Origin of the sequence: Cetobacterium sp. 2G large (assembly GCF_014250655.1) — a bacterium.
Taxonomy (GTDB): Bacteria; Fusobacteriota; Fusobacteriia; order Fusobacteriales; family Fusobacteriaceae; genus Cetobacterium_A; species Cetobacterium_A somerae.
Genome location: NZ_JACHTH010000005.1, coordinates 1416527 through 1438970, shown reverse-complemented (window position 1 = coordinate 1438970; position 22444 = coordinate 1416527). Strand labels below are relative to the sequence as shown.

The window sequence follows — 22444 nt, the reverse complement described above, 5'->3', positions numbered from 1 at the left end:
GATCAGCCTTTTGTTACCTTATAGAAAAGGAGATGTGTAGTTATGGAAAAAATAGAAAGAGTTACTTTAATAGTGCTAGATAGTGCTGGAATAGGAGCTTTACCAGATGCAAAAGAGTTTGGAGATGAAGGAACAAATACATTGGGAAATATAGCTCTTGCAACAGGTGGATTAAATTTAAAAAACATGGAGCAGCTAGGATTAGGTAATATTACAGAAATTTTAGGTGTAGATGAAGTTGAGAATGCAAAAGGTGCATATGGAAAAGCAGCTGAACTTTCGAAGGGAAAAGATACGACGACAGGACACTGGGAAATTGCTGGAATTGTTCAAGAAAAAGCATTTCCAACTTATGCAAATGGTTTTCCAAAAGAAACAATAGAAGCGTTTGAAAAAGCAACAGGAAGAAAAGTGCTTTGTAACTTACCATACTCTGGAACAGATGTTTTAGATGTATATGGAGAGGAGCAATTAGCAACAGGGGCTTGGATTGTCTACACATCAGCTGATCCAGTGTTTCAAATAGCTGCTAATGAAGAGATGATATCTTTAGATGAACTTTATTCAGCTTGTAAAAAAGCTTTAGAAATTTGTAGTGACTTATCTCCTGTGGCAAGAGTTATTGCAAGACCTTATACTGGTAAGAGAGCTGGAGAGTTTGTAAGAACGTCTAATAGACATGACTATTCAGTTGAGCCACCAATTGAGAGTATGCTAGATAGAGTTAAAAATTCTGGTTTAGATGTTATTGGAATTGGAAAAACTAGTGACATATTTGCTGGAGTAGGAATAACTGAAAGTAGAGGAACTAACAAAGATAATTTAGATGGAATTTTAAAAACTATTGAAGAATTAAAAAAAGATACAAAAGGAATTATATTTACAAATTTAGTTGATTTTGACATGAAGTATGGACATAGAAGAGATCCAAAAGGTTATAAATTAGCTTTAGAAGAGTTTGATAATTATCTTCCAGAAATTATGGAAAATTTAAAAGAGAATGAACTTCTTATATTAACAGCAGATCATGGATGTGATCCAACTTATAAAGGTAGTGATCATACAAGAGAGTATATTCCATTATTAGTATATGGAAAGAAGTTAAAAGAAAACGTTGATTTAGGAATTCAAAATGGATTCTCAACAATAGCAGCAACTGTTGAAGATCTTTTATTAGGAAAAACTAATTTAAAAGGAAGTTTTGCTGATAAAATTATAAAATAAAAGGAAAACTAGGAGGGTAAAATGAGCGTACATATAGGAGCAAAAAAAGGAGAAATAGCAGAAACAGTATTATTACCAGGAGATCCATTAAGAGCTAAATGGATAGCAGAAACTTTTTTAGAAGATGTAGTTTGTTATAATGAAGTTAGAGGAATGTATGGATATACAGGAACTTATAAAGGGAAAAGAGTTTCTGTACAGGGAACAGGAATGGGAGTTCCATCAATTTTGATATATGTTAATGAATTAATTAGGGAGTATGGAGTAAAAAATCTAATTAGAGTTGGAACAGCAGGATCTTATAGAGAAGATGTTAAAATAAGAGATGTAATATTAGCTATGTCATCATCAACAACATCAGGAATGAATAGATTGAGATTTGGAGGGGCAGATTATGCACCAACAGCAGATTTTGGACTGTTTATGAAGGCAGCTGAAGCTGCAAAGGCAAAAGGAATAGAAGTTAAAGGTGGAAATGTTTTAACTGCAGATGAGTTCTATGGAGACAATTTTGAATCGTATAAAAAATGGGCAGAGTTTGGTGTGCTTTGTGTTGAGATGGAAACAGCAGCACTGTATACAATAGCAGCAAAATATAATGCAAAAGCTTTAACGATATTAACGATTTCAGATTCTTTGGTTACTGGTGAAGAAACAACATCTCAAGAAAGACAAACAACTTTAACAGATATGATTGAAATAGCATTAGAAAGTGTAGCGGAGTAATAATATGAAAAAAGAATTGAATGAAAAGTTAATTTTAGAATATGTAGATAAAGCTATTGTTGCTAGAGAGAATGCTTATGCTCCTTATTCAAAATTTAAAGTTGGAGCAGTATTAGTAGATGAAAATGGAAATGAAACTTCAGGTGCTAATATTGAAAATGGATCATATGGACTTTCTAACTGTGCTGAAAGAAGTGCAATTTTTGCAGCGGCAAGTAAAGGTATGAGAAAAATAAAGTTAATAGCTGTAGTTGCGGACACAACAGGACCAGTAAGTCCTTGTGGAGCATGTAGACAGGTTATAAAAGAGTTTGCAGATGATGATACAATAATCATCTTAGGAAACCTAAAAAGAGATTATAAACTAATGACAATGGAAGAATTATTACCATATGGATTTGAACTTTAATTGAAAATAGAGGTGTATATCACCTCTATTTTTTTTGTTGAAATATTGAGTTTGACAAACTAACTAGTATATTTTATTATAAAGATATATTATTTAAAATTAAATGTGAAAAAATAAACGAGGAGGAAAAATGTCAAGAGAAAATAGCAACTCAGCTTACGCATATAAAATATTAAAGAGAAATATATTTGAATTAAATTTAAAACCTGGAAGTGAATTAAGTGAAAAAGTAATAGGTGAAAAATTAGGAATGAGTAGAACTCCTATTAGAGAAGCTTTGATATTATTAAAGCATGATCAACTGATTGAAAGTATTCCACAAAAAGGAACATTTGTAACAAAAATTAGCGCTCAAAAAGTTTTAGAAGCAAAAGTGTTGAGAGTTGCCTTAGAAACTGCAGCTTTTGAAAGAGTTATTGAAGCTTTAGATGAAGAATTCATAGAGGATTTAAGAACAAATATAAAGATGCAAAGGGTTTATTGTGAGGGAAACCGTAATTATCTAGAGTTTCATAAAATGGATAATGATTTTCATAAGATGATTTTTGAAAAAGCTGGAATTCCAGGATTGTGGGAATTAGCATTAAATGGAACAGGTCATTATCAAAGAGTAAGAGTTCTAAACGCTAAAAATAAAACAAGTGATATATCAGTTGTTAAAGAGCATGAGGAAATTTTAGAAGCATTGGAAAAAAAAGATATAGATAAATTAAGAGGAATGTTAGAACATCACCTAGGAAGAACTCTTCTAAAATTGAAAAAATTAGAAGCTGAGAATCCAGAATATTTTGAGGTAAAAGAAGAAGTAACTAAAGATGACACTTTTATATTGTTAAAATAAAAAATCCATAAAAAACACTTGACTTTTATAAAAAAAACAGTATACTTTAAAACATAAAAGCACGAATGAACGGATAAAGAACGAAATGTTTATTTTCAAAAAAGAATAAAATGAAAATAAAGTTTTATAGTTTGATGTTTTATGTTCTGGGGAAAATAAAGGGATGGTGAAAGAATTGGAAAAGTTTAGATTAGAAAGTGATTCTATTGGAACAATACAAGTTCCAGCAGAGGCTTATTATGGAGTTCAATCATTAAGAGGGAAAAATAATTTCCATATTACGGGGTATAAATTAGGAAATGATTTTATTAAAGCTTTAGCATATGTAAAGAAAGCCTCAGCTATAGCAAACTTAGAAGCAGGAATGTTGGATGAGGATGTTGTAAATGCTATAGTTAAAGCTTCTGAAGAGATAATAGATGGTAAATTTATGGATCAGTTTATAACTGATGTTATTCAAGGTGGAGCAGGAACATCAATGAATATGAATATGAATGAAGTAATTGCTAATAGAGCAGGAGAGTTACTAGGAGGAGAACTTGGGAAATATGATAAAGTTCATCCAAATGATCATGTAAATTATGGACAATCTACAAATGATGTAATTCCAACTGCAGGAAAATTAGCTTTACAAATGATGTCAGAAGAGTTATTAAAAACTTTAGAAAGATTAAATTTAACTTTGTTAGATAAAAGTATAGAGTTTGATAATGTTATAAAAATGGGAAGAACACACCTTCAAGATGCAGTGCCAATTAGATTAGGACAAGAGTTTAAAGCTTATGCACAACCAATAGCTAGAGATATAAAGAGAATAAAGATAGCTTTGGAAGATTTAAAAACAGTTAATATGGGAGCAACTGCAGTAGGAACAGGAATTAATGCTGATACAAAGTATGTAGAGGATGTTGTTAGAATTTTGTCTGAGGTAACTAATGTTGATTTTGTTCAAGCTGATGACTTAGTTGATGGAACAAGAAATTTAGATAGTTTTGTATGGTTATCTTCAGCATTAAAAGTAGCTGCTGTAAATTTATCAAAAATGGCAAATGATTTAAGATTAATGGCATCAGGACCAAAAACAGGATTAGCAGAAATTAATTTACCTCAACAACAGCCAGGATCTTCAATAATGCCTGGAAAAGTAAATCCAGTAATTCCTGAAGTAATGAACCAAGTTTGTTTCCAAATATTTGGAAATGATCAGACAGTAACAAAAGCAGCAGAAGCAGGTCAGTTAGAACTAAATGTATTTGAACCGGTATTGTTCTTTAACTTATTCCAATCGATAGAAATTTTAAAGAATGGAGTTAATACTTTAATAGATAATTGTTTAATTGGAATTACTGCAAATAAAGAGAGATGTCAGCAATTAGTTGATATGAGTGTTGGAACAATAACAGCTTTAAATCCACATATAGGATACAAAAATGCAGCAGATATAGCAAAAACATCTATAAAGACAGGAGTTTCAGTAGTAGATTTAATTTTAGAAAGAAAATTGTTAACAAAAGAGGAGTTAGATATAATTTTAAATCCTTTTGAAATGACAAAACCAGGAATTCCAGGAAAAAGTTTATTAAAAAATAGATAGTATAAAAAAGAGGTCAAATTTTTGACCTCTTTTATTTTTCTAAAAATGAAATGAGAGTTTGTTCAGGAATTATAGTATCACCATTATGGATAATAAGATGATTGTTAATTTGACTAGTTTCTAAAACAACTTTAATATTGTCATCTTCATAAAATTCTTTTGTATAATTATTAAAAATAATACCTTGAATAGGTATTTGTTTTTCTTTTAAAAAGCTAAGAGTTAACATTGTGTGGTTTATAGCTCCAACTTTTGTAGAACAAACGAGTATTACTGATAGATTTAAATCTTTTATAAAATCAAACATGAAATATTTATTCCGTATTATTGGAACGTATATACCTCCAGCAGCTTCTATAAAAGTTGTTGAGTACTTAGATTTTAAAATATCCCATTGATTAAAGATAGAGTTCATAGAAATAGGAATATTTTCTAACTCAGAAGCTAAATGAGGAGACACAGGAGTTTTGAAAAGATAAGTAGTCATTTCAGGTTTTAAAGTTGTTCCAGTAAAATCACATAAAAATTTTGGATCTAATGGAACTAATTTTTCATTTTCAAAATAGCATCCTGTTTGAAGTGGTTTATAATAACCGATATTATAGTTTTTTAAAGATTTAAAAATAAGGGAAGACACATACGTCTTCCCTATATCAGTGTCTGTCCCTATAATAAAGTATCCTGTTTTTAGTTTATTTATCAAGGGTAAATCCCTCCTTAACAACCATCTCTTTATCAGAGGCTATAGTGCTTCCTGTTGTTGTAAGAAAATTTCCAGTTAAAGCTGAATTGATTCCACCTTTAATTCCTTGAATTTCTAAATCGCCAAGTTGAAGTCTTCCACCAGCATATCTTAAAGAAGAATCTGGATTTATGAAACGATAAACAGCGATTGTTTTAATAATTTCCATAGGGTCTAAAGGAGAATAATCGGCCATAGGTGTTCCTGCAATAGGTGTTAAAAAATTTAGGGGTATAGATTTGACATTTAAATTTTTTAGTTCAAAAGCCATATTTAATCTATCGACTCTACTTTCTCCTAAACCAAAAATTCCCCCACTACAAACTTCTAGACCAGCTTCTTGGGCTATTAGAATTGTATCAACTCTATCTTGATATGTATGAGTTGTACAGATTTTATCATAAAAATCTCTAGAAGTTTCTAAATTGTGGTGATATGTTTTTACCCCTGCTTCTTTTAAAGATTTTGCAGATTCTTTAGTAAGTAATCCATGTGAAGCACATAGATGAATATTACTATTTCTTTTCATATGTTTATAAAGATTTGCAACTTCTAAGGTATCTTTTTCTGTAAGTAATCCTCGACCACTAGTGACTAATGCAAAACGATTAGCTCCTTCTTTCTCAACATTTAAAGCTAAATTTAAAGCTTCCTCTTTATTAGTTAGAGGATAAACAGGTGAAGCCGTTTTAAAGTGGGCAGATTGAGCGCAATATTTGCAGTCTTCTGGGCACTTTCCTGATTTAGCATTCATTATAGTGCATAAGTTAAATTTTTCTCCACAAAAGAATTTTCTAATTTCATTTGCACAATCTGATAGAAAAAGAATTTCGTTTTTATTAATATCTATATCTAAATTTATAAGTTTTTCAGCATCATCAAAAGTAATACTATTTCCATTAATTATGCTTTCTTTTAAAGTTAAAATAAAATTTTTCAAAAATATGCACCTCGTTTAATTATTTTTGATAAACATCAAGTTTGTTGTATGGGATTTCAATTCCTTCTTGATCGAATCTCTTTTTAACAAGTTCTTGTAAATCAAAGAAAACATCCCAGTAATTTTCTTTCTTAGCCCAAACCCTCATTGTGAAGTCTAAAGAGCTTGAGTTATGTTTACTAAGTCTTACAAAGATATCTTTATCTTGAAGAATTAAAGCATGGTTTTTAGCTATATCAGTTAATAATTCTTTAACTTGATCAATAGATGTGTCATATGAAACAGAGAAAACACAATCTACTCTCCTTTCAGCATTAGCTCCAGCGTTAACAATAACCTCTCCAGAAAGTTTACCATTAGGAACAACAACAAATTTGTTGTCTACAGTGTGTAAAACAGTATAAAGGAAAGTAATTCTTTGAACAGTTCCTTCGACGCTACAAGAGATTATATAATCACCTTTAGTGAAATATCTAGAAGCAAGAATTTGCATACCTCCAGCAAGGTCAGATAAACTTCCTTTTAAGGCAAGTCCAATACCGATACCAATAGATCCAAGAAGTGCTAATATAGATGTCATTTCAATACCAAGTATTTGAATAACATTTAAAGCATAAAAGATAATTATTAAAATATTTAAAAATGACTGTAAAAAGTGTATTAAAAGCTCATCAAGTTTTTTAAGTGATAAAAACTTATTAAAAGCTTTCATAATAAACCCTTGAACAGGTCTGTAAGTTACCCAAAGGATAGCTAAAAAGATTAGTTTTTTAATGAGAATGGGTGCTGATTTTGCAAGAGCAGCAGTAAATTCATTAATAAAAGTTGTTAAAGTTTGTTCCATGTTATTAATATCCTCCTATATAAAAGTATAAATATGTCACCACCATTTTTTCTTTTTGAAAAAATAAGCAGTTCCTAAAATAATTGATATCATTAAGCTTAAAATAAAAAAGTATCCATATTTCCAAGTTAATTCAGGCATATATTGGAAATTCATACCATAAAGTCCAGCTAGAAAACTCAAAGGAATGAAAATACTAGAAATCATTGTTAAAACTTTCATAATTTCATTCATACCAGTACTAATAGTAGAGTGATAAAGTTGTAAAAGTTCATTTCCTCTATTGAAGAGTGCATCGTTAGATTCATTTGCTATTATAATGTGATCTTGTAAATCACGTAAGTAAATATCGATGTCTTCACCTAGATACTCTTGAATATCTGAATCTTTAAATTTTGAAGAAACTTCTTTTAAAGGAGCTAAAGCTCTTCTGAATTTTAAAAGTTCTTTTTTTAGCTCTAAGATTTCGTCAAAATCTTCTTTTTTAGGCTCGGTAGTAACTTTATCTTCTAAATCATCAATTCTTTCTTCTAGATCTTCAATAATAACAAAATAGTTATCAACAATTCTATCAATTAAAGAATATGTAAGATACCCCTCTTTTTTAGTTCTAAGACGCCCGCTTCTTTTTTCGATACGACATCTAATACTGTCAAAAACATCAAATGGGTTTTCCTGAAAAGTTATTAAAAGATTTGAAAATAAAATAAAAGATATTTGCTCATATTCATATTTATTTTTTTTATTAGAATGAGAAATCATTTTTAATGTAATAAAAATATAATCATCTCTAATTTCTAACTTAGGTCTTTGAGAATTGTTTAATAGATCTTCCAAAATTAAGGAATCTATATTAAAAGCTTCTCCAACTTTTTTGATAAGCTCAGTATTGTGAATCCCGCCAATATTTAACCAGTTAACATGAGAAGGGTGTAACTCTATAAAAAGATTGTCCCTAAAGATAAAACTATTTTTTTTAAAAGATTCATGGTTATAGGTATAGTGAGTAATGGGGATTTCAATTGTAGATTGCCTATCACCTGTATACAAAAGAGTTCCAGGTTGTAATCCAACTTTTTTATTCAAAATAGTACCTCCTATTAGATAGTATAGTAATATATTATACTTAGTATATTACTATAAGTAAAAGATAAAAACAACATCTAAATAAATAGAAAGTAACTAATTCTATATAAATTAAAAAAAATATAAAAAAAAGAGCTTATATGTTAAAATAAAACTAATTATTAAAATGTTAAGGAGCTAAAAATGAATTATTTTTTATTTTTAAATCACCCCAAAGGTAAAGAGGTATATAAGGTTAGTAAAGAAAGAGAAGAAATGTTAAAAGAGCATTTCTCTAGAGTAGATATTTTAGAAACTGAAGTTGTAATGAGAGGAATAAAATATAAAGCACTTGTTGATTATTCGGCATTTTCTAATTTAGCCAATTTTGATTGTTTTAAATGTCAAGATCCTTGCTGTGCAGATAATCCAACAGTGTATGAAAAAATAACGAGAGATTTTGTTTTAGAAAATATTGAAAGTTATAATAAAAAAACTAAGAATATAGATATTCTTTTAGAAAGTGGTTATGAAGTTGAAGATATAATAAAAAGTATAAAAGAGGATGAGTGTATGGTACCAAATGAGACTGTAGAAGCTGAAATTTCATTATGCACATGTTCTTTTAAGCCTAATAATGAGTCGGTATTATGTTCGCTACACTCTATCTGTTTAGAAAAAAATATGAGTGCAAAAGAGATTGTTGAAAAAAAACCATTAGTTTGTAGTTTATGGCCAATTGATATAATTTCAGAAGAAGATAAAAGTTTACTATATATAACAGTACCAGACGATTTTACTACAGGATTCACGATAGAGGATTATTATGATACTCCATGCATAAATAAAGAGCTTGCACAAAGTTCATCTTTTAGAAGAAAAAATCCAATAGGTTTTTTAGAAGATGAATATGTACCAATAATATTGGCGTATGGAGAAACTTTGAAATATAGTTTAGGTGAAAAGTTTTATAATGATGTAAAAGAGAAGTTGGTGGAAGAAAATCTAATTTTTGTTGAAGAGTTAATTATAAAAGAGAAACAAATTTTTAAAAAATAAAAAAACTTGTTGACGAAGTTTTGAAATTATGATACTATAATTTTTGTCAGCGGGAAACGCCGCCGACAAGAATTGTAGAAAAGGACATTAACAACCGAATAGAGAAAATAGTCAGAAGTTATGAAAATAACAAAATGCCAGAAATGGCAAACCAATAAATGGTGTAAACGTAAGTCTTAGGACTTTAAATATATTTGAATGAAGAGTTTGATCCTGGCTCAGGATGAACGCTGACAGAATGCTTAACACATGCAAGTCGATTCGATTTACCTTCGGGTATTGAGGATGGCGGACGGGTGAGTAACGCGTAAGGAACTTGCCTCTTGGTCTGGGACAACTGTTGGAAACGACAGCTAATACCGGATATTATGAGATTCTCGCATGGGAAACTTATGAAAGCTATATGCGCCAAGAGAGAGCCTTGCGTTCCATTAGCTAGTTGGTGGGGTAACGGCCCACCAAGGCGACGATGGATAGCCGGCCTGAGAGGGTGAACGGCCACAAGGGGACTGAGACACGGCCCTTACTCCTACGGGAGGCAGCAGTGGGGAATATTGGACAATGGGCCACAAGCCTGATCCAGCAATTCTGTGTGCACGATGAAGGTCTTCGGATTGTAAAGTGCTTTCAGTTGGGAAGAAGAAAGTGACGGTACCAACAGAAGAAGCGACGGCTAAATACGTGCCAGCAGCCGCGGTAATACGTATGTCGCAAGCGTTATCCGGATTTATTGGGCGTAAAGCGCGTCTAGGCGGAAAAATAAGTCTGATGTTAAAATGCGGGGCTCAACTCCGTATTGCGTTGGAAACTGTTTTTCTAGAGTACTGGAGAGGTGGGCGGAACTACAAGTGTAGAGGTGAAATTCGTAGATATTTGTAGGAATGCCGATGGAGAAGTCAGCTCACTGGACAGATACTGACGCTAAAGCGCGAAAGCGTGGGGAGCAAACAGGATTAGATACCCTGGTAGTCCACGCCGTAAACGATGATCACTAGGTGTTGGGGGTCGAACCTCAGCGCCCAAGCTAACGCGATAAGTGATCCGCCTGGGGAGTACGCACGCAAGTGTGAAACTCAAAGGAATTGACGGGGACCCGCACAAGCGGTGGAGCATGTGGTTTAATTCGACGCAACGCGAGAAACCTTACCAGCGTTTGACATCCTAAGAAGTTTCCAGAGATGGATTCGTGCCGGCTTGCCGGAACTTAGTGACAGGTGGTGCATGGCTGTCGTCAGCTCGTGTCGTGAGATGTTGGGTTAAGTCCCGCAACGAGCGCAACCCCTATTGTATGTTGCTACCATTAAGTTGAGCACTCATGCGATACTGCCTGCGATGAGCAGGAGGAAGGTGGGGATGACGTCAAGTCATCATGCCCCTTATACGCTGGGCTACACACGTGCTACAATGGGCAGTACAGAGAGTTGCCAACCCGCGAGGGTGAGCTAATCTCTTAAAGCTGTTCTTAGTTCGGATTGTACTCTGCAACTCGAGTACATGAAGTTGGAATCGCTAGTAATCGCAAATCAGCATGTTGCGGTGAATACGTTCTCGGGTCTTGTACACACCGCCCGTCACACCACGAGAGTTGGTTGCACCTGAAGTAGCAGGCCTAACCGTAAGGAGGGATGTTCCTAAGGTGTGATTAGCGATTGGGGTGAAGTCGTAACAAGGTATCCGTACGGGAACGTGCGGATGGATCACCTCCTTTCTAAGGAGACTAACTTTTTCTCTATTCGATTGATAGTGTTCTTTACTATCAAACTTGGACATTGGAAACTATATAGTAGATATTGAGAAAATATTCTAAATTAACTAACAATTCATTTTTAAGTCAATCTTAAATTGAGTAGTTAGTCTGTCTAAATAATATGAATTATATTACAAGGTTAAAATATTAAGGGCACACGAAGGATGCCTAGGAAGTAAGAGCCGATGAAGGACGTGGTAAGCTGCGATAAGCTTGGTGGAGTTGCAATCGAACTGTGATGCCAAGATTTCCGAATGGAGAAATCTGCTAAGATGGAGTCTTAGCACGAAAGAGGGAACCGGGTGAACTGAAACATCTAAGTAACCCGAGGAAAAGAAAGTAAAAACGATCCCCTAAGTAGCGGCGAGCGAACGGGGGTGAGCCCAAACCGTAGATGTGCCAAGGATGCAGCCGTTGCATCTACGGGGTAGCGGGAAGGTCGTCTGAAGAACTGCAAGGTATTCGACATTATGATACGCCGAACTGGAAAGGTCTGGAAAGGCCTGCCGTAGAGAGTGAAAGCCTCGTACAGGTAAACCGTATCAAATGTATGATCTCTCCCAAGTAGCACGGAACACGAGGAATTCTGTGTGAATCTGCGAGGACCATATCTCGTAAGGCTAAATACTCTTACTTACCGATAGCGCATAGTACCGTGAGGGAAAGGTGAAAAGAACCCCGGGAGGGGAGTGAAATAGAACCTGAAATCGTGTGCTTACAAGCGGTCAGAGCCCTTTGGGGTGATGGCGTGCCTTTTGGAGAATGATCCTGCGAGTTACGTTCAGTGGCAAGGTTAAGTTTAACGGAGCCGAAGGGAAACCGAGTCTGAATAGGGCGACATAGTCGCTGGGCGTAGACGCGAAACCTGGTGATCTAAGCCTGTCCAGGGTGAAGCTGTGGTAAGACACAGTGGAGGCCCGAACTCACCGCCGTTGAAAAGTTGGGAGATGAGGTAGGTTTAGGGGTGAAAAGCCAATCGAACCAGGAGATAGCTCGTTCTCTCCGAAATGCATTTAGGTGCAGCCTTGAGTGTTCAATTATGGGGGTAGAGCACTGAATGACCTAGGGGGCATACTGCTTACCGAAGTCAATCAAACTCCGAATACCATAATTCTAGAGCTCAGGAGTGAGACTATGGGAATTAACTTCCATGGTCAAAAGGGAAACAACCCAGACCACCAGCTAAGGTCCCTAATTATAACTAAGTGGGAAAGGAGGTGGAGATTCACAAACAACCAGGAGGTTGGCTTAGAAGCAGCCATACCTTTAAAGAGTGCGTAATAGCTCACTGGTCGAGAGTCTCTGCGCCGACAATGTAACGGGGCTAAGTTATAAACCGAAGCTGTGGAGTTGCGTAAGCGACTGGTAGGAGAGCGTTCTGTAGGCCGTTGAAGGAGAATCGACAAGAGACTCTGGAGGTATCAGAAGTGAGAATGCAGGAATAAGTAGCGAGAATGGGGGCGAGAATCCCCCACGCCGGAAGACCAAGGGTTCCAGGGTAAAGTTTGTCTCCCCTGGGTAAGCCGGGTCCTAAGCCGAGGCTAGATTGCGTAGGCGAATGGAAAACAGATTAATATTTCTGTGCCACTGATATCAAGTGATGGAGGGACGCAGGAGGTTATGCACGCTGGCGAACGGAAGTGCCAGTTCAAGCATGTAGCGTGGTCTAGTAGGAAAATCCGCTAGACTAAACGTGAGGTGTGATGAGGAGTCGTAAGATGGAAGGTGCAAATACCACACTGCCGAGAAAAGCTTCTAAGCGTTATAAAGATATTAGTGCCCGTACCCCAAACCGACACAGGTGGTCAGGATGAGAAATCTAAGGCGGACAGGCTAACTCTCGTTAAGGAACTCTGCAAAATAGCCCCGTAACTTCGGGAGAAGGGGTGCCTTTTATGGTGAGCGTACACGCGACGCAAAGCTATGAGAGGCCGCAGTGAAGAGTCTCAGGCGACTGTTTAACAAAAACACAGGTCTATGCTAAGCTGTAAGGCGACGTATATGGGCTGACACCTGCCCAGTGCCGGAAGGTTAAGAGGAGGAGTGAGAGCTCCGAATTGAAGCCCCGGTGAACGGCGGCCGTAACTATAACGGTCCTAAGGTAGCGAAATTCCTTGTCGGGTAAGTTCCGACCTGCACGAATGGTGTAACGATCTGAGAGCTGTCTTGACGGGAGGCCTGGTGAAATTGTATTACCGGTGAAGATACCGGTTACCTGCAGTAGGACGGAAAGACCCCATGGAGCTTTACTGTAGCTTGGTATTGGGTTTTGGCATCGTATGTATAGGATAGTTGGGAGACTATGATGCGTGGTCGCTAGATTACGCGGAGTCACTGGTGGAATACCAACCATACTATGTCGGAATTCTAATTTGAGGTTTGTACCCTCGAAGACAGTGCTAGGTGGGCAGTTTGACTGGGGCGGTCGCCTCCGAAAGAGTAACGGAGGCGTTCAAAGGTTCTCTCAGGTTGGATGGAAATCAACCGCAGAGTGCAATGGCATAAGAGAGCTTAACTGCGAGACTGACGGGTCGAGCAGGTGCGAAAGCAGGACATAGTGATCCGGCGATTCCGAATGGAAGGGTCGTCGCTCAACGGATAAAAGCTACCCTGGGGATAACAGGCTGATTCTACCCGAGAGTCCATATCGACGGTAGAGTTTGGCACCTCGATGTCGGCTCATCGCATCCTGGGGCTGGAGAAGGTCCCAAGGGTTGGGCTGTTCGCCCATTAAAGCGGTACGTGAGCTGGGTTCAGAACGTCGTGAGACAGTTCGGTCCCTATCCACTGTAGGCGTTAGAGTATTGAGAAGATCTGTCCTTAGTACGAGAGGACCGGGATGGACAAACCTCTGATGTACCAGTTGTCACGCCAGTGGCACAGCTGGGTAGTCACGTTTGGAACAGATAACCGCTGAAAGCATCTAAGCGGGAAACTGACTTCAAGATAAGTACTCTTTAAGATACCTTCGAGACTAGGAGGTTGATAGGTTGGGGGTGTAAGAGTTGTGAGACTTTTAGCTGACCAATACTAATATATCGAAGTTTTAACCTTAATATACTACTATATAGTTTCAAATGATCCAAGTAAATTAAATATTGATTGGCAACGATAGCTATGGAGGTACACCCAGTAACATTTCGAACCTGGAAGTTAAGCCCATAAACGCTGAAAGTACTTGGGGGGCAGCCCCCTGGGAGGATAGGAAGTTGCCAATCTTTTTTTTATATCTAAAAACTGGAGGATGATTATATGAAAAGACAAAAAAAAGTAAAACTAATATATAATCCTGTTTCAGGTGGTGGAAAAATTTTAAAAGAATTGGATAAAATTTTTGAGATTTATCAAGATCATGGATTTGTAGTCGATATATTCAGAGTTTCTCACTGTTGCAAAAAAGAGGAGATTTTAGAAAATATTGAAGATTATGATCATTTTTTAATATCAGGCGGAGATGGAACAATAAATAGTTTTGTTAATATTTTAAAAAAAAATGAGATAGATATTCCAATAGCGATACTACCAACAGGGACTGCAAATGATTTTGCTAATGTAATAAAAATGCCTAGAAATATTGAAAAAGCTTGTAAAAAAATACTATCAACAGATGTTAAAGAGATAGATTTAGGAAGAATAAATAATCAGTATTTCATAAATATAGCTAGCCTTGGAGTTTTTTCTACAATTTCTCAAACAACTGATAGAAATATGATAAAAACTATGGGGAAATTAGCATATGTGTTAAATGGAATAAAAGAGATGACTAAAATAAAAAAAATGAAAATTATATTAGAGAGCGATGAATATAGTGCAATAACAGATATTGTTTCTCTTTTAGTTTTTAATGGAAAAAGTGCTGGAAATTTTGAATTGGCATATAATGCCAAATTAGATGATGGATTTTTTGATGTTTTACTGCTAAAACCAGATTTTATAACAGATGTTCCAGAAATAAGTGCAGCATTAGCTACGAAAACACATTTAGAGAAAAAAATTCATTCAATAAAATATTTTAAAACTAGATTTATGAAAATTGTAGGAGTTGAAAATTATTCAACAGATATAGATGGAGAAACAGGACCTAATTTACCTATTGAAATTGAATGTATTCATAAAGGCTTAAAAGTTTTAGGTATTAGTTAAAAAAAATTTGAAAAGAATACTAAAAAAATGGTAAAATATAGAGCGAATATAAAAAAAGGGGATGTAAAATTGAAAACATTTACTGAAGTTCTATTAAATTATTTTCAAAAGTTAAATATAAATTTACCTAAAAACCTAGAGATTGATAATATTCAAATGGATAGTAAGAAGGTAGAAAAAGGTTCATTATTTATAGCTATAAATAATGGATATAATTATATAGATGAAGCTCTTAAAAAAGGGGCGGAACTTATTATTTGTGATAAAAGTCCTACAAATGAAAGTGAAAAAATTATTAAAGTTTTAAATAGTATAGACTTTTTACAGAATATAGCTAAACTATATAGAGAAAAATTATGCACTAAAATTATAGCTGTAACAGGAAGTGAAGGTAAAACAACAACTAAAGATTTAATACATGGAGTTTTATCAACAAAATATAAAACACAAAAAACTTTAGGAAATTATAATAATCAAATTGGGCTTCCATTTACGTTGTTACAATTAAAAGAAAGTGATGAAATTGCAGTTTTAGAAATGGGTATGAGTAATTTAGGTGAAATTGATTTATTATCAAAAATTGCAAGACCAGATTATGCAGTGATAACAAATATTGGAGACTCTCATTTAGAATTTTTAAAAAATAGAGACAATGTGTTTAAAGCAAAAACTGAAGTTTTAAATTATGTGAATAAAAATAATACCTTAGTTTATGGTGATGATTTTTATTTGAAAAATTTAGAAGCTTTAAAAATTGGATTCGAAAATAAAAATGATTATATTATAAATAATTTTATTGAAATTTATGAGGGTGTTAATTTCTTTTTAAATAATGAAAAATATTTCGTACCTTTAAACGGATTGTATAATGTAGTAAATGCTTCTTTTGCTATTGCGTTAGGAAAAATATTTGAGATGTCTTATGACGAAATTAAAAATGCATTAAAAAATATTAAAATAACATCTATGAGATTTGAGAAAATAGAAAAAAATAAAATTTTATTTATAAATGATGCGTATAATGCGAGTCCTGTATCTATGAAAATGGCTTTAAATGCATTTTCTTCTTTACCGTTAAACAAAAAAAAGGTAGTTGTTTTAGGTGATGCTCTTGAACTTGGTGATAAGGAGATAGAATATCACGTAGATATATTAACTGAAGCTTTAAAATATGAATTTGATAAAGTGTTTGTTTATGGGGAAAGAATGAAAAAAGCTTTAGATGAATTAAACAATCCTAAAATTATTCATTTTACAAAAAAAGAAGAGATAAGGGATGAACTTAATAAAACTGGGGATGTAGCTGTTTTATTAAAAGGTTCAAGAGGAATGAAGTTAGAAGAAATAATTATGTAGTAAAAAGGAGTAAGAGGGATGCTATACTTATTGGCAGGGTATTTTCCAGTTTTAGAGGGGCTTAAATCAATATATTTAAGAAGTTTTTTAGCATTTATATTAGCATTTTTAGTTGTTTTAGTTACTGGTAAACCATTTATAAAGTATTTGAAAGTAAAAAAATTTGGAGAATCTATAAGAGAAGAGGGACCAGTTAGTCACTTTTCAAAAAAGGGAACTCCAACAATGGGTGGAATATTAATAATTTTTGGAACTCTATTAACAGGATTATTAGTGGGTGACCTTTTTAATAAATTCTTAATTCTAATGTTTATAATAACATTGCTTTTTAGTAGTATTGGTTTTATAGATGACTATAAAAAATTTACTGTTAATAAAAAAGGTTTATCAGGTAAAAAAAAGCTAATGGGTCAGTGTTTTATAGCCATAGTTACTTGGTTTTTTATAAAGGAATTTGGTTTAACAGGAAACAAGATATTAGATTTATCAGTTGTAAATCCAATATTATCAAATAGTAATTTTTATTTAGGAAGTTTTTTGATGTTAATATTTATAGCTTTAGTGCTAATGGGAACATCTAATGCGGTGAATATAACTGATGGATTAGATGGATTAGCAATAATGCCTGTAATAATAGGTGCAACAATTTTAGGAATAATAGCATATTTCACAGGTCATATTGAGTTAAGTAATCACCTTAATTTACATTATATAGCAGGTATAGGTGAATTGTCAGTATTTCTATCAGCTTTAGTGGGAGCAGGCTTAGGATTCTTATGGTATAACTTTTATCCAGCACAAATCTTTATGGGAGACACGGGATCATTAACACTAGGTGGGATTCTGGGAGTTGTAGCAATTTTACTTAAACAAGAGTTGCTTTTACCTATAATTGGAGGAGTATTTGTATTAGAAGCTGTATCAGTTATACTTCAAGTAGGTTCTTTTAAAATGAGAGGGAAAAGAGTGTTTAGAATGGCACCAATACACCACCATTTTGAATTAGCAGGCTTACCAGAAACAAAGGTAACAATGAGATTTTGGATTGTTGCATTGTTTTTAGGAATGATAGCTTTAGGTATAGTTAGATTAAGAGGAATACTATAAATAAGACCACAGTGAAAGTCACTGTGGTTTTTGTCGTTTAAAAATAAGGAGGGAAATCCATGAAGAAAGCAATTGTTTTTGGGGCTGGAGTAAGTGGTAAAGGTTCTGAAAAAACTTTAAAGAAAATGGGATACAAAGTTTTTTTAATAGATGATAAAATAGGAATATCGTCAAAAGAAGGTATGAAAATATTAGAAAATGATAAAATAGATTTGTTTATAAAAAGTCCTGGAGTTCCTTATACAGATTTAGTAAAAAAAGCTTTGGAATTACAGATAGAAGTAATAGATGACATTGAATTAGGTTACAGATATAAAAAAAACAATGAAATTTCTGGAAAAATAATAGCTATAACAGGAACAAATGGAAAAACAACAATAACCACAAAAACTCAAGAATTATTAGAAAAAGCAGGTTATAAAGCAAAAGTGTGTGGAAATATAGGATATTCTTTTAGTGAAACGGTTATGGAGAATCCAGAGCTTGATTATTATGTATTAGAAGCTAGCTCTTATCAACTTGAGAATATAAAAGAGTTTAAAGCGAATATCTCTTTAATAGTTAATTTAGCACCAGATCATCTATCAAGATACAAAAATTTAGACCATTATTATAACACAAAGTTTAATATAGGAAAAAATCAAAAGGAAAGTGAATATTTTATAGTAAATACTTCATGTGCCGAAAGTTTAAAAAGAGAAGATAAGATTTCTGGGAAAAAAATATATGTAGGAATGGATAAAACATATAAAAAAGAGAGCGTATGGGTTGAAAATGAATCTGTTTTTTATAATGGAGAGTTTATTCTAGAGGAAAAGTTAGCGTCTTTAAAAGGAAAACATAATTTGGAAAATATATTATTTATTGTTTGCATAGGAAAATTGCTTGATATTCCAACAGAATTAATAAGAGAGTTTTTATATTCAACTAAAACATTAGAACATAGAATGGAGAATTTTTTCTCGTATGGTGTAGTTGAATTTATAAATGATTCTAAAGGTACTAACATAGATTCTACTAAATTTGCTATTGAAGCTTTTGAACAACCAATTTTAATTTGTGGAGGATATGATAAAGAGTTAGATTTAACACCACTAGAAGAGATAATTAAAGATAAGGTTAAAGAAGTTTATTTGATAGGTGATATTTCAGATAAGTTAGAAATAGGATTAGAAAAAATTGGTTTTTCAAAAGAGAGAATTTTTAATTTAAAAACTTTAGATAAAGTATTAGAAAAATTAAAATCTAAGGTTGATAAAAATCATAAAGAAGTTATTTTATTTTCTCCAGCGACATCAAGTTTTGATCAGTTTAAAAATTTTGAAGAAAGAGGAAGAGTTTTCAAAGACTTAGTAAAAAGTTACTTTAATTAGGAGAGAATTTATGATGAAAAAAATAATTATAACAACTGGAGGTACAGGAGGACATATTTATCCTGCGCTAGCAGTTGGAAAAAAACTATTGAATAGAGGTATGGAAGTTTTATTTGTGGGAAGTTCAACTAGAATGGAAAAAGATTTAGTTCCAGAAGAGGGATTTAAATTTTTAGGAATAGATGTATATCCATTTCAAAATTTAAAAAAAATTCCTTCAAATATAAAGGCATTTTTACAAGCTTTTAAAATTGTAAAAAAAGAACAGCCAGATATAATAATAGGATTTGGAAATTATATATCAATACCTGTTTTATTAGCAGGTGCAATTTTAGGCAAAAAAATATATTTACAAGAACAAAATGCAGATTTAGGAATGGCAAATAAGTTATTTTATAAAATAGCTAAGAAATGTTTTTTAGCTTTTGACACAACATATGAAGAGATATCAGTAAAAGATCAACACAAATTTTTAGTTACTGGAAATCCCTTGAGAGAAGATATTTATACAATGGATAAGGATGCTGAAAGAGAAAGATTAAAGATTGGAAAAGATGAAAAAGTACTTTTAGTAACAGGTGGAAGCTTAGGTGCTAAATCCTTAAATGAAGCAGTAATCAAAAGTTTAAAAGATATATATAAAGATAAAAGCATCAGAATTTATTGGGCTACTGGTGATAAAAATTTTGGGGAAATAAATGAAAAATTAGAAGATCAACAAATAAAGGTTAGCGACATAATAAAACCATATTTTAATAATATGATAAATGTAATGGCAGCAGCAGACTTAGTTGTTTGTAGAGCAGGAGCATTAACCGTTTCAGAAATAATGCAACTTGAAAAACCATCGATTTTAATACCATATAATTCGATAAAAGTTGGACAGTATCAAAATGCAAAGATATTATCAGAAAACGAAGCAGCACTTATATATAGTGATAGCAAGGCAGATGAAGCCATAGAGAAAGCTTTAGAGCTCATAAAAAATGATGATGAGTTAAACAAAATGAGTAGAAAAGCTAAAAATTTAAAGAAAAGTAATGCAGCTGAAAAGATAGTTGAGTGCTTGGATATATGGAGGAGTTAGATGAATAAAATATATTTTATTGGAATAAATGGAATTGGAATGAGTGGCTTAGCAAAAATTATGAAATTAAAAGGATATGATGTATGCGGAGCTGATCTTTCAAGAAATTATGTAACTGAAGAGTTAGAAAGCTTAGGAGTTAAAGTTTTTGGAGAGCATAATGCAGAAAATATTTTAGGAGCAGATTTAATTGTGGCTTCAAGTGCTATAAAGCAGGATAATCCAGAGATAATAAGAGCAAAAGATTTAGGAATAAAAATAATAAAGAGGGGAGAATTATTAGCCCTTTTAATGAATAAAGAAAAAGGAATTGCAGTAGCAGGAACTCATGGAAAAACAACGACAAGTTCAATGCTAGGATCGTTACTTTTAGACATTGATCCAACAATAGTTGTTGGTGGAATTTTACCAGAGATAGGTTCTAATGCTAGATGTGGAAAAACAGAGATTTTTATTGCAGAGGCTGATGAAAGTGACAACTCATTTTTACATCTAACACCAGAAATTTCAATAATAACAAATATCGAAGCAGATCACCTTGAAAATCATGGTTCGCTTGAGAATATAAAAAAATCATTTAAACAATTTATGGATCAGACAAAACGAGAGATATTAGTTTGTGATGATTGTTTAGAAACACTAGAGTTAATAAAAGGTAGAAAAAATATAAAAACTTATAGCATTAAGAAAAATGATTCTGATATAATTGCAACAGATATAAAAATAATAAATTCTAAAACAGTATTTACAGTAATCATAGATGGAGAAAAGTTTGGAGAGTTTGAGCTATCTATTCCAGGGAATCACAATATTCAAAATGCTTTACCTGTTATTTATTTAGCCAAAAAATATGGAATTGATAAAAAAAGAATAGCAGAAAAACTTTTAAGTTTTAAAGGTGCGAAAAGAAGATATGATATTTTACATAGTGATAAAATAAGAATAATAGATGATTATGCTCATCATCCAACAGAGATTAAAGCAACTATTCAAGGAGCAAAAACAATAGAAAAAAATAAAACAATAGCAATTTTTCAACCACATAGATATAGTCGTGTAAATTTTCTTTTAAATGATTTTAAAGGTAGCTTTGAAGGCGTAGATGAAGTTATATTAATGCCTGTATATAGTGCAGGAGAAAAAAATGAATTTGGAGTAACATTAGAGAAATTAAAAGAAAAAATAGGTCACAAGCACTGTAGAATAATAGAGAAAAATGAAGATATAGAAAAAATAGTAACAGGTGAAAAAGAATCAGCTACATTCTTATTTATGGGAGCAGGGAATATATCTAATTTAGCTCATACTATTGCAGACAATATAGGGAGAACAGGAAATGAAATTATATAAAAATCACTCGATGAAAGAACATTCTAATATGAAAATTGGTGGAACAGCTAAAGAGTTTATTGAAATTGAAAATAAAAACGAATTATTGGACGTTTTGAAAGAGAAAGAAAATAGATTTATAATAGGTAATGGAACAAATACATTAATATTTGATGGAGAACTTGATACAACATTTATTTCTCTTAAGGCTATTGATTATATAGATGATAAAGGTGAGGGGATAGTTGAAGTTGGAGCGGGGTTAGATTTTTCTGATTTAATAGATTATATGGCAGAAAAAAACTATACAGGTTTAGAAAATTTAGCAGGAATACCAGGAAGTGTTGGTGGACTTGTTTTTATGAACGGAGGAGCTCATGGAACTGAGATTTTTGATAAAATAATATCAGTTGAAATTGTAGATGAAAATAATGAGCTTAGAAAAATAGAGAAAGAAAATTTAAAATTTTCATATAGAGTGACAGAGATAAAAGAGAAAAAATGGGTTGTAGTAAGTGCAACTTTCAAATTTGAAAATGGTTATTTAAGTGAAGTTGTAGAGAAGTATAAATTAAAAAGAAGCGAAAATCACCCATTAAATGAACCAAACTTAGGAAGTACATTTAAAAATCCAGAAGGATATTTTTCTGCAAGATTAATTATAGAGGCTGGACTTCAAGGTAAAAAAGTAGGAGGAGCTCAAATATCTATGGTACATCCAAATTTTGTTGTAAACAAAGGCGATGCAAAATTTAAAGATATTATAGATATAATAGAAGAGGTAAAAGCAGGAGTAAAAAATAAAACTGGAATACAACTAGAAGAAGAGATTATAATAGTAAGAAACTAACTAGGAGG

General features: G+C 32.9%; 17 protein-coding genes and 3 rRNA genes. 16 read left to right on the top strand and 4 right to left on the bottom strand.

Annotation, left to right across the window (positions count from 1 at the left end):
• The first annotated feature begins 42 nt into the window (after positions 1-42).
• The 5 genes from H5J23_RS09655 to H5J23_RS09635 all read left to right on the top strand — a co-directional run bounded on the left by H5J23_RS09655 (position 43) and on the right by H5J23_RS09635 (position 4794).
• Positions 43-1224 (top strand): phosphopentomutase, encoded by a 1182-nt coding sequence (locus H5J23_RS09655; protein ID WP_185891898.1) that lies wholly within the window; start codon positions 43-45, stop codon positions 1222-1224.
• A 21-nt stretch (positions 1225-1245) separates the two neighbouring features.
• The gene (gene deoD / locus H5J23_RS09650; protein ID WP_185891897.1) at positions 1246-1950 is read left to right on the top strand and encodes a purine-nucleoside phosphorylase; all 705 of its coding nucleotides are present in this window, start codon (positions 1246-1248) and stop codon (positions 1948-1950) included.
• A gap of 4 nt (positions 1951-1954) precedes the next feature.
• Positions 1955-2359: a cytidine deaminase gene (cdd, locus tag H5J23_RS09645; protein WP_185891896.1), complete on the top strand. Its 405-nt coding sequence runs from the start codon at positions 1955-1957 to the stop codon at positions 2357-2359.
• Positions 2360-2489: 130 nt separating this feature from the next.
• On the top strand, positions 2490-3200 hold the full coding sequence (locus tag H5J23_RS09640; RefSeq protein WP_023051672.1) for a GntR family transcriptional regulator: 711 nt from the start codon (positions 2490-2492) through the stop codon (positions 3198-3200).
• Between the two features lie 163 nt (positions 3201-3363).
• Positions 3364-4794: an aspartate ammonia-lyase gene (locus H5J23_RS09635; RefSeq protein WP_023051671.1), complete on the top strand. Its 1431-nt coding sequence runs from the start codon at positions 3364-3366 to the stop codon at positions 4792-4794.
• Positions 4795-4825: 31 nt separating this feature from the next.
• Here the strand turns inward: H5J23_RS09635 and bioD are convergent, their stop codons facing one another.
• The 4 genes from bioD to corA are packed head-to-tail and all read right to left on the bottom strand — an operon-like array spanning position 4826 to position 8406.
• Positions 4826-5497 (bottom strand): dethiobiotin synthase, encoded by a 672-nt coding sequence (gene bioD, locus H5J23_RS09630; RefSeq protein WP_221892796.1) that lies wholly within the window; start codon positions 5495-5497, stop codon positions 4826-4828.
• On the bottom strand, positions 5487-6476 hold the full coding sequence (bioB, locus tag H5J23_RS09625; protein WP_185891895.1) for a biotin synthase BioB: 990 nt from the start codon (positions 6474-6476) through the stop codon (positions 5487-5489). Before bioB ends, bioD begins: the two co-directional genes overlap by 11 nt.
• Before the next feature lie 19 nt (positions 6477-6495).
• The gene (locus H5J23_RS09620; RefSeq protein ID WP_185891894.1) at positions 6496-7320 is read right to left on the bottom strand and encodes a mechanosensitive ion channel family protein; all 825 of its coding nucleotides are present in this window, start codon (positions 7318-7320) and stop codon (positions 6496-6498) included.
• A gap of 36 nt (positions 7321-7356) precedes the next feature.
• Entirely contained in the window at positions 7357-8406 is a 1050-nt protein-coding gene (corA, locus tag H5J23_RS09615) for a magnesium/cobalt transporter CorA (RefSeq protein WP_221892795.1), read from the bottom strand.
• Between the two features lie 183 nt (positions 8407-8589).
• Here corA and H5J23_RS09610 point away from each other — a divergent pair, with 183 nt between their 5' ends.
• The 11 genes from H5J23_RS09610 (at position 8590) to murB (ending at position 22436) form a co-directional block, all read left to right on the top strand.
• Positions 8590-9444, top strand: coding sequence for a hypothetical protein (locus H5J23_RS09610; protein WP_023052232.1), 855 nt, complete (start codon positions 8590-8592; stop codon positions 9442-9444).
• A 195-nt stretch (positions 9445-9639) separates the two neighbouring features.
• Positions 9640-11152, top strand: a 16S ribosomal RNA gene (locus H5J23_RS09605).
• 176 nt (positions 11153-11328) lie between these two features.
• Positions 11329-14245: ribosomal RNA gene (locus H5J23_RS09600) — 23S ribosomal RNA — on the top strand.
• A 47-nt stretch (positions 14246-14292) separates the two neighbouring features.
• Positions 14293-14409 (top strand): 5S ribosomal RNA (gene rrf / locus H5J23_RS09595).
• The 16S, 23S and 5S rRNA genes sit together here, the layout of an rRNA operon.
• A gap of 34 nt (positions 14410-14443) precedes the next feature.
• On the top strand, positions 14444-15334 hold the full coding sequence (locus tag H5J23_RS09590) for a YegS/Rv2252/BmrU family lipid kinase (protein ID WP_023051057.1): 891 nt from the start codon (positions 14444-14446) through the stop codon (positions 15332-15334).
• Positions 15335-15403: 69 nt separating this feature from the next.
• A complete protein-coding gene (murF, locus tag H5J23_RS09585) occupies positions 15404-16690 on the top strand; it encodes a UDP-N-acetylmuramoyl-tripeptide--D-alanyl-D-alanine ligase (protein ID WP_245576465.1) in 1287 nt (428 codons plus the stop codon).
• Positions 16691-16708: 18 nt separating this feature from the next.
• The gene (mraY, locus tag H5J23_RS09580) at positions 16709-17797 is read left to right on the top strand and encodes a phospho-N-acetylmuramoyl-pentapeptide-transferase (RefSeq protein WP_023051055.1); all 1089 of its coding nucleotides are present in this window, start codon (positions 16709-16711) and stop codon (positions 17795-17797) included.
• A 59-nt stretch (positions 17798-17856) separates the two neighbouring features.
• Entirely contained in the window at positions 17857-19170 is a 1314-nt protein-coding gene (gene murD, locus H5J23_RS09575) for a UDP-N-acetylmuramoyl-L-alanine--D-glutamate ligase (protein WP_023051054.1), read from the top strand.
• A 13-nt stretch (positions 19171-19183) separates the two neighbouring features.
• Positions 19184-20257: an undecaprenyldiphospho-muramoylpentapeptide beta-N-acetylglucosaminyltransferase gene (murG, locus tag H5J23_RS09570; RefSeq protein ID WP_040407427.1), complete on the top strand. Its 1074-nt coding sequence runs from the start codon at positions 19184-19186 to the stop codon at positions 20255-20257.
• Positions 20258-21607, top strand: coding sequence for a UDP-N-acetylmuramate--L-alanine ligase (gene murC, locus H5J23_RS09565; protein ID WP_023051052.1), 1350 nt, complete (start codon positions 20258-20260; stop codon positions 21605-21607). It abuts the gene before it with no gap.
• Positions 21594-22436 carry a UDP-N-acetylmuramate dehydrogenase gene (gene murB / locus H5J23_RS09560; protein WP_023051051.1) on the top strand — a complete coding sequence of 281 codons (843 nt, stop codon included), beginning with the start codon at positions 21594-21596 and terminating at the stop codon, positions 22434-22436. The genes murC and murB overlap by 14 nt, the downstream gene beginning before the upstream one ends.
• Positions 22437-22444 lie beyond the last annotated feature (8 nt).

What these genes read in the sequence shown, in the direction of transcription:
- H5J23_RS09655 (WP_185891898.1), top strand. Translation starts at nt 43, where the DNA reads ATGGAAAAAATAGAAAGAGTTACTTTAATAGTGCTAGATAGTGCTGGA.
- deoD (WP_185891897.1), top strand. Translation starts at nt 1,246, where the DNA reads ATGAGCGTACATATAGGAGCAAAAAAAGGAGAAATAGCAGAAACAGTA.
- cdd (WP_185891896.1), top strand. Translation starts at nt 1,955, where the DNA reads ATGAAAAAAGAATTGAATGAAAAGTTAATTTTAGAATATGTAGATAAA.
- H5J23_RS09640 (WP_023051672.1), top strand. Translation starts at nt 2,490, where the DNA reads ATGTCAAGAGAAAATAGCAACTCAGCTTACGCATATAAAATATTAAAG.
- H5J23_RS09635 (WP_023051671.1), top strand. Translation starts at nt 3,364, where the DNA reads ATGGTGAAAGAATTGGAAAAGTTTAGATTAGAAAGTGATTCTATTGGA.
- H5J23_RS09620 (WP_185891894.1), bottom strand. Translation starts at nt 7,320, where the DNA reads ATGGAACAAACTTTAACAACTTTTATTAATGAATTTACTGCTGCTCTT.
- H5J23_RS09610 (WP_023052232.1), top strand. Translation starts at nt 8,590, where the DNA reads ATGAATTATTTTTTATTTTTAAATCACCCCAAAGGTAAAGAGGTATAT.
- H5J23_RS09590 (WP_023051057.1), top strand. Translation starts at nt 14,444, where the DNA reads ATGAAAAGACAAAAAAAAGTAAAACTAATATATAATCCTGTTTCAGGT.
- mraY (WP_023051055.1), top strand. Translation starts at nt 16,709, where the DNA reads ATGCTATACTTATTGGCAGGGTATTTTCCAGTTTTAGAGGGGCTTAAA.
- murD (WP_023051054.1), top strand. Translation starts at nt 17,857, where the DNA reads ATGAAGAAAGCAATTGTTTTTGGGGCTGGAGTAAGTGGTAAAGGTTCT.
- murG (WP_040407427.1), top strand. Translation starts at nt 19,184, where the DNA reads ATGAAAAAAATAATTATAACAACTGGAGGTACAGGAGGACATATTTAT.
- murC (WP_023051052.1), top strand. Translation starts at nt 20,258, where the DNA reads ATGAATAAAATATATTTTATTGGAATAAATGGAATTGGAATGAGTGGC.
- murB (WP_023051051.1), top strand. Translation starts at nt 21,594, where the DNA reads ATGAAATTATATAAAAATCACTCGATGAAAGAACATTCTAATATGAAA.